This is a genomic window from Virgibacillus litoralis (genome assembly GCF_017873675.1).
Lineage (GTDB): Bacteria > Bacillota > Bacilli > Bacillales > Amphibacillaceae > Lentibacillus > Lentibacillus litoralis.
The window spans coordinates 1-16,492 of sequence record NZ_JAGGKK010000035.1 but is presented as its reverse complement, the minus strand read 5'-3'; the positions used below and the strand labels follow the sequence as shown (position 1 = coordinate 16,492).

General features: G+C 36.4%; 14 protein-coding genes and 6 tRNA genes. 18 read left to right on the top strand and 2 right to left on the bottom strand.

Annotation, left to right across the window (positions count from 1 at the left end; genetic code table 11):
* The first annotated feature begins 898 nt into the window (after window positions 1–898).
* The 15 genes from J2Z82_RS18925 (at window position 899) to phoU (ending at window position 12,894) form a co-directional block, all read left to right on the top strand.
* Entirely contained in the window at window positions 899–2,524 is a 1,626-nt protein-coding gene (locus J2Z82_RS18925) for a Na/Pi cotransporter family protein (RefSeq protein WP_209482355.1), read from the top strand.
* A 256-nt stretch (window positions 2,525–2,780) separates the two neighbouring features.
* Window positions 2,781–2,855, top strand: a tRNA-Asn gene (locus J2Z82_RS18920).
* A 3-nt stretch (window positions 2,856–2,858) separates the two neighbouring features.
* Window positions 2,859–2,935 (top strand) — tRNA-Met (locus tag J2Z82_RS18915).
* A 17-nt stretch (window positions 2,936–2,952) separates the two neighbouring features.
* Window positions 2,953–3,028, top strand: a tRNA-His gene (locus J2Z82_RS18910).
* Between the two features lie 16 nt (window positions 3,029–3,044).
* Window positions 3,045–3,121 (top strand) — tRNA-Ile (locus tag J2Z82_RS18905).
* A 9-nt stretch (window positions 3,122–3,130) separates the two neighbouring features.
* A tRNA-Ser gene (locus J2Z82_RS18900) sits at window positions 3,131–3,223 on the top strand.
* 56 nt (window positions 3,224–3,279) lie between these two features.
* Window positions 3,280–3,352: transfer RNA gene (locus J2Z82_RS18895), tRNA-Phe, on the top strand.
* 431 nt (window positions 3,353–3,783) lie between these two features.
* Window positions 3,784–4,395, top strand: a complete 612-nt coding sequence (locus J2Z82_RS18890; RefSeq protein WP_209482354.1) for a superoxide dismutase — start codon at window positions 3,784–3,786, stop codon at window positions 4,393–4,395.
* 222 nt (window positions 4,396–4,617) lie between these two features.
* The gene (locus J2Z82_RS18885) at window positions 4,618–5,889 is read left to right on the top strand and encodes an MFS transporter (protein WP_209482353.1); all 1,272 of its coding nucleotides are present in this window, start codon (window positions 4,618–4,620) and stop codon (window positions 5,887–5,889) included.
* Window positions 5,890–5,964: 75 nt separating this feature from the next.
* Window positions 5,965–8,049 (top strand): peptidoglycan D,D-transpeptidase FtsI family protein, encoded by a 2,085-nt coding sequence (locus J2Z82_RS18880; RefSeq protein ID WP_209482352.1) that lies wholly within the window; start codon window positions 5,965–5,967, stop codon window positions 8,047–8,049.
* Between the two features lie 408 nt (window positions 8,050–8,457).
* Window positions 8,458–9,420, top strand: coding sequence for a PstS family phosphate ABC transporter substrate-binding protein (locus J2Z82_RS18875; protein ID WP_209482351.1), 963 nt, complete (start codon window positions 8,458–8,460; stop codon window positions 9,418–9,420).
* A 149-nt stretch (window positions 9,421–9,569) separates the two neighbouring features.
* Window positions 9,570–10,496, top strand: a complete 927-nt coding sequence (gene pstC, locus J2Z82_RS18870) for a phosphate ABC transporter permease subunit PstC (protein WP_209482350.1) — start codon at window positions 9,570–9,572, stop codon at window positions 10,494–10,496.
* 1 nt (window position 10,497) lies between these two features.
* Complete coding sequence (gene pstA, locus J2Z82_RS18865) at window positions 10,498–11,376, top strand: phosphate ABC transporter permease PstA (RefSeq protein WP_209482349.1); 879 nt, start codon at window positions 10,498–10,500, stop codon at window positions 11,374–11,376.
* A 15-nt stretch (window positions 11,377–11,391) separates the two neighbouring features.
* Entirely contained in the window at window positions 11,392–12,216 is an 825-nt protein-coding gene (gene pstB / locus J2Z82_RS18860; protein WP_209482348.1) for a phosphate ABC transporter ATP-binding protein PstB, read from the top strand.
* Between the two features lie 21 nt (window positions 12,217–12,237).
* Window positions 12,238–12,894 carry a phosphate signaling complex protein PhoU gene (gene phoU, locus J2Z82_RS18855; RefSeq protein ID WP_209482347.1) on the top strand — a complete coding sequence of 219 codons (657 nt, stop codon included), beginning with the start codon at window positions 12,238–12,240 and terminating at the stop codon, window positions 12,892–12,894.
* 120 nt (window positions 12,895–13,014) lie between these two features.
* Here the strand turns inward: phoU and J2Z82_RS18850 are convergent, their stop codons facing one another.
* Window positions 13,015–13,566 (bottom strand): endolytic transglycosylase MltG, encoded by a 552-nt coding sequence (locus J2Z82_RS18850; protein WP_209482356.1) that lies wholly within the window; start codon window positions 13,564–13,566, stop codon window positions 13,015–13,017.
* 31 nt (window positions 13,567–13,597) lie between these two features.
* Window positions 13,598–13,810 (bottom strand): hypothetical protein, encoded by a 213-nt coding sequence (locus J2Z82_RS18845; protein WP_209482346.1) that lies wholly within the window; start codon window positions 13,808–13,810, stop codon window positions 13,598–13,600.
* Window positions 13,811–14,072: 262 nt separating this feature from the next.
* On the opposite strand from J2Z82_RS18845, the gene rpmG reads away from it, so the two are divergent.
* From rpmG to J2Z82_RS18830, 3 genes are all read left to right on the top strand, one after another.
* Complete coding sequence (rpmG, locus tag J2Z82_RS18840) at window positions 14,073–14,222, top strand: 50S ribosomal protein L33 (protein ID WP_209482345.1); 150 nt, start codon at window positions 14,073–14,075, stop codon at window positions 14,220–14,222.
* Between the two features lie 93 nt (window positions 14,223–14,315).
* Complete coding sequence (locus J2Z82_RS18835; RefSeq protein WP_209482344.1) at window positions 14,316–14,870, top strand: 5-formyltetrahydrofolate cyclo-ligase; 555 nt, start codon at window positions 14,316–14,318, stop codon at window positions 14,868–14,870.
* Between the two features lie 14 nt (window positions 14,871–14,884).
* Window positions 14,885–15,901: a ThiF family adenylyltransferase gene (locus tag J2Z82_RS18830; RefSeq protein WP_209482343.1), complete on the top strand. Its 1,017-nt coding sequence runs from the start codon at window positions 14,885–14,887 to the stop codon at window positions 15,899–15,901.
* Window positions 15,902–16,492 lie beyond the last annotated feature (591 nt).

Sequence of the window (16,492 nt, the reverse complement as noted above, 5' to 3'; positions counted from 1 at the left end):
TTAAAATGGCTTCTTGTATTAAGTATACCCAAAAAAGGGAAAAACAGCTTGGGACTTGACAGTTTTGTTCATATCAGCGGAACGAGGATCCGTCTAGCCCTTCCGAGAGCACCTTTTCTGCTAATTAGCGGAATGAGGATTCATTTCGTCCGTTTGGCGGATTCTCATTTCGAGTTACAATACTTCATCCTCTTATTGTATAATCCTGCCAGTTTAAAACATACCATAACTCCCATAAAACAGAAGCAATCCATATGTTAGCATTATACAAATGACATTTGAAGGCTTGATGATTTCCACTGCAGTCGGACGCTTACCGCGGGCATGGCTTGAGCCTCCTGGTGCTATCGCACTACCATGAAAGTTTACATATAAAAATCAAAAATCCTTAGAAAACTTGGCATTCGCCAAGCCTTATTTGCGAATACCTTAGTTGCTCTTATGCAGTAAGAAAGGATTTATGCTTTCTTAACGAAAATCCAAAACAAACTAGATCCAGCATTTTATATTTTTTTAATGCTGTACCAAGTTTGTAGTATATGCAAAAAGTCATATAGAAATAAACCCAAAAATGAATTCGTTATCATTGTTCATGGGTATACTTTTTTTGACAAATAGAAAAGTAAATTTATTGAGGACTAATTTGTCGTTGTAGAGGCTTTAACAAAGCAAATTCTTTATTAGAACCACATTTGTTGACTAACTAATCTTCTACTACTAAGAATGAAAATCCTTGAGTTAGGGTAGTTAATAAGTATAGCATTAAATTTAGGTGTACATATGAATGTAAATTTTATGTTAAGTTTTAAATAATTACTTTACAAACGATGAAATTATCTTTAATAATGGACAAGGTATATTGACAGATTTCAACATGATTAGAAGGGTGGAATTATTTTTGGATATCGATGTGCAGCAACTGATATTTGAGTTTGTCGGTGGACTAGGTATTTTCCTGTTAGGTATTAAGTTTATGGGGGAAGGCTTGCAAAAATCTGCTGGTGACAGGCTTCGAAATATACTTGACAAAACAACCAGCAATCCTTTCCTAGGTGTATTGGCTGGGATAGTGGTAACGATTCTAATTCAAAGCAGTTCTGGTACAACAGTATTAACTGTCGGGTTGGTTAATGCCGGATTTATGACATTAAGGCAGGCTATTGGCGTTATTATGGGTGCTAACATAGGTACGACTGTAACTGCCTTTATTATAGGTATCGACCTAGAGGCCTATGCATTGCCAATTATAGCCGTTGGTTGTTTTCTGCTATTTTTCTTTAAAAATCAAAAGTTTCAAAATGTGGGTCAAGCCATTTTTGGTTTTGGAGCGTTATTTTTAGGTTTGAGGTTCATGGGTGATGCGATGGCACCGTTGGAAGGCGTCCAGGCATTTCATGAATTAACCTTAAGTATGAGTGAAAACCCTATTTTAGGTGTTGTCATTGGTACGGTATTTACTGTCGTTGTACAAAGTTCCAGTGCTACAATAGGTATCTTGCAAGGGTTATTTTCTGAAGGTGCAATAGAGTTAAAAGCAGCAGTACCAGTCTTATTTGGTGATAACATTGGGACTACCATTACGGCTGTTTTTGCGTCAATTGGAACTAGTATCGCTGCTAAACGTGCAGCATTTGTACATGTTATATTTAACCTGGTAGGTACAACAGTATTTCTAATTCTATTGGGAGCATTTACGCAATATGTCTTGTATTTACAGTCAAGTCTTAATTTAAATCCAGAAATGACTATCGCCTTCGCACATGGTAGCTTTAACCTGGTAAATACGTTAGTACAATTTCCATTTATTGCTGGTTTAGCATGGCTTGTAACTAAAATTATTCCAGGGGAAGATACCATTGTTGAGTACAAGCCAAAACATTTAGACCCTATATTTATCCAACAGTCATCTTCATTAGCACTGAATCAAGCAAAAGCAGAAGTCATCCACATGGGTGAATATGCTTACAAGGGTCTTGAGGAAACGCATTTATATCTAACAACACAAAACCAGAAACATTCAGAAATGGCGATGCAGTTAGAAGGAGCACTAAATAATTTGGATCGTAAAATTACCGATTATTTAGTTGAATTATCCGGAGAGTCTATGTCTGAATTGGAAAGTGCGACGCACACAGCATTAATTGATTCTGTTCGTGATATTGAACGGGTTGGTGATCATTTTGAAAATATTTTAGAATTAATTGACTATAAAATTTCAAATAAAGTTTACCTAACAGAGCAAGCTGAAGAGGATTTAAATAATATGTTTGATTTAACCATTTTAACAATTAAACAAGCAGTGGAAGCACTTGATAAAATGGATCGTGAAGAAGCACTAGCGGTAGTCCAAAAAGAGGATCAGATTGACAAAATGGAAAGAACTTATCGCAAAAAGCATATTATTCGTATGAATGAGGGTTTATGCAGTGGCTCAGCTGGTATCGTATTTGTCGATATAATCAGTAACCTTGAACGAATTGGTGATCACGCAGTAAATATTGCTGAGGAAGTATTAGGAGAGTAATATTTGAGGAGGTGCATAATGCACCTCTTTTTTTTATTGAAAACCTCCTTATAAAATGCTATAGTGTTTATTAGTGCTTCTAAAAGATGCTTCTACATAAGATTTCATACATAAATAAAAATTATTGCTTAAGTTATTGACAGATTCTGTCGTACATGGTAAATTATATTTCGTCGCTAATAAATTATAAGTCACTTTTCAACATGACTAGCACAAAAAATAAGGTTGTATTACCTTGAACAATACTTAAGATTATTCCACAGTAGCTCAGCGGTAGAGCAATCGGCTGTTAACCGATCGGTCGTAGGTTCGATTCCTACCTGTGGAGCCATGTGGCGGTGTAGCTCAGCTGGCGAGAGCGTACGGTTCATACCCGTGAGGTCGGGGGTTCGATCCCCTCCGCCGCTACCATAAACTATATATTAATGGCGGTCGTGGCGAAGTGGTTAACGCACCGGATTGTGGCTCCGGCATTCGTGGGTTCGATCCCCACCGGTCGCCCCATTAAGATACTTAGAGAGGACCCTTAGCTCAGCTGGTTAGAGCTATCGGCTCATAACCGATCGGTCGCAGGTTCGAGTCCTGCAGGGTCCACCATTAAAACTCGGAGGAATACCCAAGTCTGGCTGAAGGGATCGGTCTTGAAAACCGACAGGGGTGTCAAAGCCCGCGGGGGTTCGAATCCCTCTTCCTCCTCCATACATATTTCACGACGAGCCCTAAATAATAATGCCATACTACTTATACTTTTATATGGCTCTGTAGCTCAGTCGGTAGAGCAAAGGACTGAAAATCCTTGTGTCGGCGGTTCGATTCCGTCCGGAGCCATCCTGAAACAAGCAAATTGCTTGTTTTTTTATTGTTTAGCGTAAAATTTAAGTGCAGTGGATAAACTGGACACCCGAATTAGCCACGTAGAGTTCCGCCGTACAGGACGTATAGTGTCGGTGAGAACGCCACATGACGTGGCTGTTCTCACCGGCCAACTCCTAGCGCTTAGTGGACTTCCCCTGTGGCAACGTTGAACCACCACAGCGCTTAAGACATTCCATACGTTAGAGCTTCACTTTTGTTCATTCTCTAAAGGTATGTTTTACATGCTAGAATCCGGGAATAATTTACTGTGGATTATTTTCACTATCAACACTGTAAAAATATGCATATAATTTGCATGTGTGTGATAGCTTTGATAATCTTTATTTTAAAGGGTGAATATTCAAACCTTTTAATAACATAATTATTAAAGGAGGAAATTAATAATGGCTAAATTTGAACTACCAGAATTACCTTATGCATACGATGCTTTAGAACCTACAATCGATAAAGAAACGATGAACATTCACCATACGAAGCATCATAATACTTATGTAACAAAATTAAACGGTGCTTTAGAAGGACACGCAGACCTTCAAGAAAAATCTATTGAAGATCTTATGAGTAATCTTGATGCAGTACCTGAAAATATCCGTACCGCTGTCCGCAACAATGGTGGTGGGCATGTAAACCATAGCTTATTCTGGAAAGTTATGTCACCTAATGGTGGCGGAAATCCATCTGGCGAATTAGCTGATAAGTTAAATGATAAATTTGGCAGTTTTGATAAGTTTAAGGAAGAATTTGAATCAGCAGCAAAAGGCCGTTTCGGTTCTGGCTGGGCATGGCTAGTAGTAAACAATGGTGAACTTGAAGTAACTAGCACTCCAAACCAGGACACACCGTTATCGGATGGCAAAACGCCAATCTTAGGACTTGATGTTTGGGAGCACGCATATTATCTTAAATATCAAAACAAGCGTCCTGATTACGCTTCTGCTTTTTGGAATGTAGTGAATTGGGATGAAGTAGCTAAAAATTATAACAACGCTAAGTAATTAATTTATTTTAAAAAGACACGGGGAAAATAGTTCCCGTGTCTTTTTTGTAGTTGAAAAAATGAATTTAAGGGCTTAACTATATATTAAGTATGTATTCCAATGTATAAGGTTCAAAGAAAGCAGAGTGAACTTTTATTTGGCCAAGTTTCCTAATGTAATTATATTGCATATCTAACCCCTATTTGCTCAAACTATAAACGATAAAAAGGAGCAAAGGATATGCATAAAATCTTTCAAAATATAGCAGGAAAAGTAGATATAAACAGGGATCTCATTTTTTTGCTGGTAATAGGGGGGCTTTATTCGTTAGGAATATTTCTCTCTAATACGTTCGTCAATATATATTTATGGAAGCAATCCGGTGATTACATTACAATTGCTATGTATAACTTAGGAATATATTTGTTTCAACCGCTCACTTTTATTTTGGCGGGGAAGATAGCTAAAAAAGTTGATCGGGTTATTGTGTTGCGATTAGGGGTAATATTCTTATCTCTATTTTTTTTGAGTGTGTTAATTATTGCTGAGAAAGCTGCAACCTACAACTTTTTATTGGGCGGTTTACTGGGTATTGGTTTTGGGTTCTACTGGTTAGCATTTAATGTACTTACATTTGAAATAACAGAACCAGAATCAAGAGATTTTTTCAATGGTTTTCTAGGTATTCTCCAATCATTTAGTGGTATGATCGGCCCGCTGTTAGCTGGTACGATTATAGCAAAAATGGAAGCAAATATTGGGTATACTACTATCTTTACAATTTCTTTCTGTTTGTTTATTGGTGCAGTTGGATGCAGTTTTATCTTAAAACGTCGTCAGGCAGAAGGTGCTTTTCATTTTAAACGGGTATTAGCTGAGAGAAGACATAATAATAATTGGAGAAAAATCCTAAATGCACATGTCTTTCAAGGCTTGCGAGAAGGGATATTTCTGTTTGTTATTGCTATTTGGGTATTCATTACAACTCAGAGTGAATTTGCTTTAGGGATGTTTAACTTATTTTTATCTGGGCTCTCTTTTATTTTCTACTTTATTGTAACGAAGTGGATTAAACCGTCTATGCGAAAAAAAGCAATTCTTACAGGTGGGTTAATTTTATATTTTTCCATTTACATTATTCTGTTCAGTATTAGTTATACTCAACTTATTGTTTATGCTGCAATAATAGGTATTGCATACCCAATTATTAATGTTCCTTATGTTTCCATGACATATGATGTTATCGGTAAAGCGTGGAAGGCAAAAGAATTTCGAGTTGAATATATTGTTGTACGAGAACTGTTTGTCAATTCCGGGAGAGTAACAGCTATAGTGATCTTCATGCTAGCTATTACTTTATTTGAAGCAGAAAAAGTAATTCCGATTTTATTAGCAGCATTTGGACTTGGACATTTAATAATTTATGTATTTGTTAAAGATATTTATTTAGGCAGTCCACGTAAAAAGGAGGTCATGATTAAAGAACAATTGACAGATGAAAAAAATCGTTAATACCTGTTAGAATTTAAAGAGATAAATGCTATAATAGGTTGAGATAATATTATATAAAGGGGGAGAAACCGAAGCATGGTTCAAAAAAAGAAAAAGAAAAAGTCTCAACTTCCCTTTCGTTTAAATATACTATTTTTTATCGTCTTTTTATTGTTTTCAGTTTTAATTTTACAGCTAGGTGTCGTGCAGATATTAAATGGGGAAGAATTCCAGGCAGAAATCGATAAAACTGAAAATGATTATACAGAGATACCAGTGCCACGGGGGAAAATGTATGATCGAAACCATAATTTAATTGTTGATAATAACCCATTATATTCAATTACTTATACACCTGCAAAGGGTATTCAGGCAAAAGACAGGTTAGATGTGGCCGAAAAATTAGCTACATATATATCAATGGATCCACATGAAGATAAAGATGGGAATCGGGATTATGGTGTTTCAACACGTAATAAAAAAGAGTATTGGTATTTGAATAATATGGAAGAGGCTAAATCTCGATTAACGGATAAAGAAATAGAAGAAATGGATAATGCTGAAGAATATAATACGATGCTTGACCGAATAAAAGAGAGAGAAATCAAGGGTTACTCTGAAAAGCAGCTTGAAATAATGGCCATTAAAAAAGAAATGGATAAGGCGATGACATTAACGCCACAAGTTATTAAGAACGAAAACGTAACACCAAAAGAATTTGCACGTGTGGCTGAACATTTAGATGTATTACCAGGGGTCAACGCTACTACCGATTGGGATCGCGAAAAACCATACGGAAAAACCTTTAGTAACTTTATAGGCACCATAACATCTCAGTCACAAGGGATTTTAGCTGAGAAGGAAGAGTATTACCTTACAAGAGGCTATAGCAGAAATGATCGTGTCGGCAGAAGTGGATTAGAGGAGCAGTATGAGAATATTTTAAGAGGCCGAAAGGAAAAGATTCAATATACGACAAATAAAAGCGGGAAGGTTGTTGAATCTGAAGTAGTAGTTGAAGGTCAACGAGGTAAAGATCTAGTACTGACCATTGATATGGAACTTCAAGAAGAGGTAAATAAGATATTACGTAAAGAACTGAAAACGGCTATACAAAAAGCACCTGCTAAGAATAAAAATATGAAAGATGCTCTTGCGGTTGTAATGAACCCTCAAACAGGTGAATTATTGGCTGTTGCTGGACAACACTATAACAGGGATGACAATGAATTTGAAAATGCTGGACTGAAATCCTTGTACGCTGGTCATCCACCAGGGTCTGCTGTCAAAGGTGCTACTGTGCTATCAGGATATGAATCAGGTGTTATTGAGCCTGGACAGACGTTTTATGATGCGCCGATAAAAATTGCCGATACGCCTGAAAAAAGTTCGTATAACAACCTTGGCTTGGTTAATGATCTGGATGCACTGAGACAGTCTTCCAACGTATATATGTTTTATATTGCAATGCGTATGGGGGGCGATTTCAATTATCAGCGAAATGATAAGCTGAATTTCAACCCTGCAGCATTTCAGGAAATGCGCAATTACTTCAGCCAATTTGGACTTGGAGTGAAAACAGGCGTTGATTTTCCATATGAATCAACAGGTTATAAGGGTCCAAATCCTCAGGCGGGTAATTTATTAGACTTTGCAATTGGTCAGTATGATACGTATACAACACTGCAGCTAGCGCAGTATGTTTCTACCATTGCTAATGATGGCTATCGTGTTCAGCCACATTTTATGAAAGAAATAAGGATGCCTGTCCCCCATGAAAATGAATTGGGAACGGTTTATCAAAGTAAGAACACAAATTTTTTAAATAAAATTGTAATGGATGATAATTATATTGAGCGTGTTCAAGAAGGATTCCGTCAAGTATATCAAGAGTCCGGCGGAACAGCAGCTGGCAACTTTGCAGATAAAGAATATCGAGCGGCTGGGAAAACTGGTACTGCCGAGTATACAATCTTTCATGAAAATGGAACTTCCACGGATACGGAAAATCATAGCCTTGTTGGTTATGCTCCATATGACAATCCAGAAGTCGCCTTTGCAGTTGTTGTTCCACATGCAGGTATTCCAAATGCACATCCAACAAGTAAATTAATCGGAGAACAGATTTTAGATACCTATTTTGATTTGCAAGAAGAAGAAGAAGAAACAGAAGAAGAATAGCCCTTTTATCACTAAAAGCCTAAACCTTTATTAATAAGGTTTGGGTTTTTTTAGCAGTTAAGAAAGTATAAATCCTTTCTTACTGCATAAGTGCAAACTAGGATTTCCCCATTAAAGCATGGCCAAAGCCAAGTTTTTAAGTTATATTTCTATAACTATATTCGTATGTCGGCGTGAAAAAGTGTCATTAAAAATTTTAACTTTTAATGACACTTTTTCTGATTAAGATTCGATTGTAATAGTGAATAGTACCTACTTAATAATCTTTAATTAATTAATCTACTAACTTTACATTATTTTTACAACTAATTAATAGGGAGTTAATACTAGTGATTTATGATTGCATTGTAGGGGAGGGGTTATAAAAATTTCCTTCTCTAACAAACTACCATAATTAGGGGGATTAAAATGAAATCAAAGTCTTTAATCTTAACATTAGGAATGTCCTTGTTGGTATTACTATTAGCAGCATGTGGTAATGCAGAAGGCAGTAAAAATTCAGAAGGTAACGGTGACGGTGAAAAGAGTACGAAAGAAATAATGGTCGATGGATCGTCTACTGTATTCCCAATTATGGAGGCTGTAGCCGAGGAATATCAAGCAGCTAATCCTGATACAAGAGTAAATATAGGGGTATCCGGCAGCGGTGGGGGTTTTGAAAAGTTTGTCGCAGGTGAGACGCATATTTCAAATGCTTCCCGTCCAATAAAAGAAGAAGAAAAAGCACTACTTGAGGAAAATGGAATTGAGTATACAGAATTTGAAGTCGCTCTTGATGGATTATCAATTGTAGTAAATAAAGAAAATGATTGGGTAGATCAGTTAACAGTCGAAGAACTGACTAAAATGTGGAGTGAAGATGGCGGAGTGAAAACTTGGGCTGACGTACGTGAGGGCTGGCCTGATAAAGAAATTGAATTCTATAGCCCAGGAGCAGATTCTGGAACATTTGATTATTTCAGTGAAGTAGTATTAGAAGATAAGCAAATTCGACAAGACGCTTCTTTATCAGAAGATGATAATGTCCTTGTTCAGGGTGTTACTGGATCACCGAATGGTATCGGTTACTTTGGCTATGCTTATTACGCGGAAAACAAAGATAATTTGAAGGTAGTACCAATTGTAAACAGTGACGGGGAAGCAGTAAAACCGAGTCAGGAAACAATTCAGTCAGGTGAATATAATCCGTTTTCCAGACCACTGTTTATCTATGTGAAAAATGAAGCACTACAAAACGATTCAGTATATGAATTCACCAAATATACACTCGAAAATGCTGGTGAGATGGCAAAAGCTGTAGGGTATGTTGCCAAACCGGAAAGTAAGTATGAAGAAGCCCTAAAAAAAGTCGAGGAATTAGCAGGTAAGTAAATTTATTCACACAATAAAATAATGTGGGAACAAAACATGCGAGGGAAGTTAAATTAACAAACTTCTCCTCACTTTCCTGCTTTAAATACAGCTTAGATTATACGCTATTGTCAGACAGCAACAAAACGATTTTATAGAGGAGTATTTATATGGCAGTTAACGTAAAAGACATGATGAAAAAAAATAAATCAAATCGTTTATTGCTTCGTTTTTCAGAAAAAGCGGCACCAACGATTTTCTTGCTGTGTGCAATAATATCTGTACTGACAACAATTGGCATTACACTTACGTTGTTAATGGAAACAATCACTTTCTTTAATCGTGTATCTTTTATTGATTTCATAACAGGAACAAAATGGTGGCCATTTGGAGAAAACCCAAGTTTTGGAATTCTTCCATTAATATCAGGAACATTATCGATCACTGTTATTGCAATGGCTGTTGCGATTCCAATTGGACTTGCTTCGGCAGTTTATTTAAGCGAATTTGCTTCACCACATATACGAAAAATCGTTAAACCTATATTAGAAATATTGGCAGGTATTCCAACAATTGTTTATGGCTTTTTTGCTTTAACTTTTGTTACTCCAATGCTGCAAAACGTCATTCCAAGTTTACCAGTTTTTAATGCGTTGAGTCCCGGAATTGTTGTAGGGGTAATGATTATTCCGATGATTGCATCATTATCTGAAGATGCAATGAGTTCTGTCCCCAATGATATGAGGGAAGGAGCCCTGGCTATGGGGTCTACTAGACTGGAAGTAGCGTTAAAGGTGGTAGTCCCAGCTGCTTTGTCTGGAATAATTGCTTCATTTGTATTAGGTATATCACGCGCAATTGGGGAGACGATGATTGTAGCTGTCGCAGCTGGAGCAACACCAAAGCTTTCATTAGATGTTACCGAGTCTATTCAGACCATGACAGGTTATATTGTACAAGTGACTTTAGGTGATGCGTCTTATGGATCAACCACATACTACAGTATTTATGCAGTTGGTATGACGTTGTTTGTTTTCACGTTATTAATGAATCTGTTGTCGCAATATATCTCCCGTCGTTTCAAGGAGGAATACTAATATGAATTTGGTCGATAAACAGGTTATTCAAAATAAAATGAGTAAGCGATTAGTAAAAAATCAATTTATGAATAAGTTATTCTTCTCGGCTACCGCATTTGGAATAGTGGTTTTAATAGTATTGTTATACCGGGTTCTTTCTGAAGGTATCGGTCATTTGGACTGGGGGTTTTTAACAAACTTTGCATCAAGATTTCCTGAAGAAGCCGGGATAAAAGCAGCAATCGTCGGTTCGTTATGGTTAATGGCTGTAACTGCGCCAGTATCTCTATTACTGGGTATTGGAACAGCTATATATTTAGAGGAATATGCAAGTAGGAATAAATTTACACGCTTTATTCAAATGAATATTTCAAATCTTGCTGGAGTACCTTCCATTGTATTTGGTTTGTTGGGCCTTACAGTTTTTGTACGATTATTGGAAATGGGAAGGAGTATTATGGCGGGTGGATTGACAATGAGCTTGTTAATTCTGCCGATAATTGTTGTATCTTCCCAGGAAGCAATAAGGGCTATCCCAAAGAACCAGTATGAGGCATCGTTTGCAATGGGCGCCACGAAATGGCAGACCGTTCGCCGCGTTGTGTTACCTGCAGCAATACCAGGCATTCTTACTGGTGGTATATTAGCTCTATCACGAGCAATAGGAGAAACAGCACCACTACTAATGATAGGTGCACTCTCATTTATCGCTTATTTACCGGAAAATGTCTGGTCTGGTTTTACTGTATTACCTATTCAGATATTCAACTGGACCGGCAGACCGCAAGAGGAATTCCATTTAGTGGCATCAACAGGGATTATTGTATTGCTAGTCATATTGCTATTTATGAACTCAATTGCCGTCATCATACGAAATAAGTTTTCGAAGCGATTTTAATTAGGAGGTTTTAAGATGAATAGTGCAGCCAAGACCAATCATGTACCAGTTCCAAATACAACAGTTAAACCAAATAGCGGGGATTCTAAATCAATTTATTCAATTCAAAACTTCAGTTTATGGTATGGAAATGATCAAGCTTTACAGGATGTCCAATTTGATATCCCTGCTAATAATGTAACGGCAATAATTGGACCGTCGGGCTGTGGTAAGTCGACATTCATTAAGGCACTAAATCGAATGGTTGAACTCGTCGCGTCTGTAAAGATGTCGGGAAGCATCAGCTATAACAGAAAAGATATTTTCAGCCCAAAATATAAAGTTGAAGAATTAAGGACAAATGTTGGTATGGTATTTCAACATCCAAATCCTTTTCCAAAGTCTATTTATGAAAATGTCGCATATGGACCTAAAATTCATGGTATTAAAAAGAAAAAGGTGCTTGATGAGATCGTTGAAAAAAGTCTTAAAGGAGCGGCACTATGGGATGAAGTGAAAGATCGTCTGCAAGAGAATGCTTTCGGTTTATCTGGTGGCCAACAACAAAGGCTTTGTATTGCTAGATGCTTGGCAATTGAACCAGACGTTATTTTGATGGATGAGCCAACGTCTGCGTTAGATCCTATATCAACAGCAAAAATAGAAGAACTTGTGCAAAAATTAAAGGAAGATTATAGTATTGTAATAGTTACGCATAACATGCAGCAGGCTGCCAGAATATCGGATAAAACTGCATTCTTCTTGAATGGGGAAGTAATAGAGTACAGCAATACAGACGAACTTTTCTCCAATCCTAAAGATAAACGTACAGAGGACTATATCACCGGACGTTTTGGATAAAATGATTAAAGGAGGATTTTGATGGTTGCTAGAGAACAATTCGAAACTGACTTGAGCAATATTAAAGAGGAAATAATGGTGTTATCCGAAACTACAGAAAATGCATTGTGTGAAGCTGTAGATGCGTTGTATAACCAGGATACTGAATTAGCGAATCAAGTTATTGATCGGGATAAAAAAATAGATGAACAAGAGCATTCTATTAACGATAAAACGATTTTACTGATAGCAAAGCAGCAGCCAGTTGCAACCGACTTACGCCGATTGATAATTGCATTAAGAATTACAACAGATTTAGAGCGAATGGGGGATAATGCTAAAAATATTGCGAAATCGACGATTCATTTAGGAGAGAACCACCATTTGACAATTCACCATGAAATAAAACAGATGCGTGATATGGCTGTAGAAATGGCTCATACTGCTATGCATGCATTCCAATATGAAGATATTTCTATAGCAGGTAAGTTATCTGAGATGGATGATCAGGTCGACAAACTATATGAACGAATCATTCACGAACTATTAACCGAAACAGCAACAAATTCAGAAAAAATTCAATTCGTAATGCAAATGGCTTTTAGTGCCAGATATATCGAACGATTCGCTGACCACATCACCAATATTGGGGAAAGTATTTTGTTTCTGGTAAAGGGCGAATCTTATAAACTTAACTAGTTAAGATGAACAAAAGTGTAAGCGCCTGTTCAGGGATATGGATGAGTCGAGAATCCAGTAAACCATGCAAAGAACTTACGCTAAACAATGAAAAAAGCTGTATTGCGGTGGCAATACAGCTTAATTAGTTATTTCTTCAGCAATTTCGTAATGGCTCATATTACTTGTTAATTCAAAATCACCAAGTTGAACCTTCGTAGTATATCCTTGTTCTTCCATATACTGAGTAAATTCATCACGGTCTTTAATAATGCCATTTTCAGCTAATGTGCTGCTGATGGTCGATGGTGCCATACCGGATTTTACTGTTAAAGTATAGCTCACTTTACTATTTTCATCAGTACTTGGGTCATTTTTCTCTTCATCATTAGTTTCTTCTGTCTCAGATTCCTGACTCTCATTAGAAGTCGAATTCTTTTGTTCTTCTTTCGGCTGAGTTTCGCTATTATCATTTTCACCAGTATTTTCATTCTCTTCTGACTTTACCGAAACAGAAATGTACTCTGATTCTGTTAAAACACGGTACCCTTCAGCTTCAACACTTTTAATCATTTCATCAGTTGACATGTTTACATTTTTATTTTGTGGATTATCTGTAAAATAACTCATGATAAGTAAAAGAATACCAGCTGATAAGAGTCCGAGTGCGAATGATCGAATTGGTTGTTTCATTATTTTCCCCTATCTCTCTAGTAGTTAATTATTAATTATGTAAGTTATCATTGGAAAAGTCATCGGTAAGCAATTCTTCTTCTAAAATTTTAATTTTCTTTTTCATTTGGTAGTTATCTTGCATGGTGGAAATTGAGAATTGCTCTAATTCACTTTCCAGTTCGTCAAATTTGTCGTTCATAAAGAAAGATAATACAAGTAATACAACAGCGATGACAATAATGGTAATTATCACATACATCATTTTTTTCTTCCCTCCATTCATGTATAATTATATTTATAACATATTATTTAAAAAAGAGAAATCATCAATATTTTACAAGTAAATTCTTGATTGTTTCTCTGACATCTGCTATTATAATTGAGTCTGAATATAATAAAAGATGCCTATTAGAAAACTTGGCTTATCGTCAAGCCTTAATGTAGATAAGCCTTAGTTCACTTATGCAGTAAGAAAGATTTTCTTATCTGCCAAAGCAAGACTTTATAGTTTGGAGGGAAAATTTATGCGCGTAAATATTACTTTAGCATGTACTGAAACAGGCGATCGTACCTACATTTCGACTAAAAATAAGCGTACTAACCCGGAACGTTTAGAGCTTATGAAATATAGCCCACGTCTAAAAAAACACACATTGCATCGTGAAACAAAATAATATTTTTTTGAAATAGAACTCTTGCCACTATTGAAGGCAAGGGTTTTATTTTTTACCGCAGATTGTTTATACTTTTGATAGAGGGGTGAGCACATGGCTAAGTCAGAATTACGCAAGAATGCTATATCAATGTTAAAGAGTTTATCTGAAGCAGAGAGAAAGAATATCGAGGAGAAACTGACACAAAACATTGTTAACTCAGATTTTTGGAAGCAATCAGCTGTTGTGGGTATTACAATTTCCAATGGATTTGAATGGAACACAAAACCAATCATTGAAATTGCTTGGCAGGAAGGGAAATCTATTTGTGTGCCGAAGTGCCAACCAAAAGAACGAAAACTTGAATTTTATAAAATAAATACATATGACCAATTGGAAGTGGTTTATTATAACTTATTAGAGCCAATCCCAGAAAAAACGGAAAAAATAGATAAACGGGTGATTGAGTTACTTATTGTGCCAGGGCTTTTATTTGACGATAACGGATTTCGAATTGGCTTTGGTGGAGGTTATTATGATCGATTTTTAAGCGACTTTTCTAATAAGAAAGTATCCATTGCTTCCAATAAACAAATAGTAGGGGAATTACCATCTGAACCATTCGATATTCCGGTAGATAAAATAATTACAGAAAGCGGGTTTCTGTGATAAGGAGAGAGATTATGGCGGATTCGACACGTTATTCAAGACAAATGTTGTTTGCTCCAATACAGGAATCAGGACAAGAAAAATTGACAAAAAGTTCCGTTCTTGTTGTTGGTGCTGGTGCATTAGGTACAGTAATATGTAATCATCTTGTACGAGCGGGTATCGGTAAAGTACGTCTGATAGACCGTGATTATGTTGAGTTTAGTAATCTACAGCGACAAATGCTCTTTGATGAAGAAGATGCTAAACAAGCAATGCCAAAAGCTATAGCTGCAAAAAATAAACTGGAAAAAATGAATAGCTCTGTTTCAATTGAAGCAATTGTAGGTAACGTCACAACTGAAAATATAAACGAATTAGTAAAAGACATTGATGTAGTATTGGATGGGACAGATAATTTCTCTACCCGTTATCTTTTAAATGATACTTGTTTTAAATATAATATCCCATTTTCATATGGTGGGGTTGTCAGTTCAAGAGGCATGACTGCGTTCTTTATTCCCAAAGAAACCCCATGTTTACGTTGTATTACAAACGAAGGTTCCGATAACGGTCAAACATGTGATACCGTCGGCGTCATATCACCTGCAGTTGATATGATCTCGTCTTTACAGGTGACTGAAACATTAAAGTATTTGACTGGAAATAAAAGTAACTTACGAAGCACGTTAAAAACAGTTGATATATGGTTTAATCAGCAATATGATATGAAATTATCAAGCCCTGATCCAAGCTGCCGCACATGCCAGAAAAATGAATATCCCGCCTTACAAAGAACTGCACAAGATACGGAGACTGTATTATGTGGGCGTGATACAGTTCAAATTCATCAGAAATCAAAAATGAACCTGGAAAACTGGGAAAAACAATTAGCTAAAGTAGCGATAGTTCAACGTACACCATTTTTGTTGAAAGCAACTTTTAATGAAGCTATTAGTCTTGTCATTTTCACAGATGGGCGTGTTCTCGTTCAAGGAACTGAAGACCCTGTTCAGGCAAGAATTTGGTATGATCGATATATTGGATCCTGATGCATAAAATCACACCATGTTGAAAACAATTAATAACACAACATCATTAGCAGAAAAGGGTGTCAGGATGAGAATCTTTTTAGTTCTTACATTTTTGTTGACCGTAGTGACATTAGTCTTTAAATGGAGATATAGAATAGTAAACACTCTATTGGCGATTAGTTTCTTACGACGAATTGCAGTTATGATTACGATGAACATGCCAACAATCCGTACCAAAATATTACCAAGCTTGTTCAGTCGACCAGCAAACTAGGTAGTTTATTTAGCAGTTAAAAAAGTATGGTTGCAAATACTTTCTTACTGAATATGTGCAGCTAAGGTACTTGTCATTTATGGGGTGCACTCCAATGTATCAGGGGTTCTAAGATAGCAAAATATGCTTTCATGTGAATCCCTTTAATAAATTTTAGCTGTCCCACTGTAAGTAATAAACTTTTGTAGTATTGATAGTAAGAATGAAGTACAAATTGAGCATTGAATTGTAGAGCAATTTGGTAGTGACCCCCAAAAGTTAGAGTTTTGATTATGCAACTGTTTGGCTGGTTTGAGTTCGGTATTCCACTGGACTTAAACCAGCCAATTTTTCTT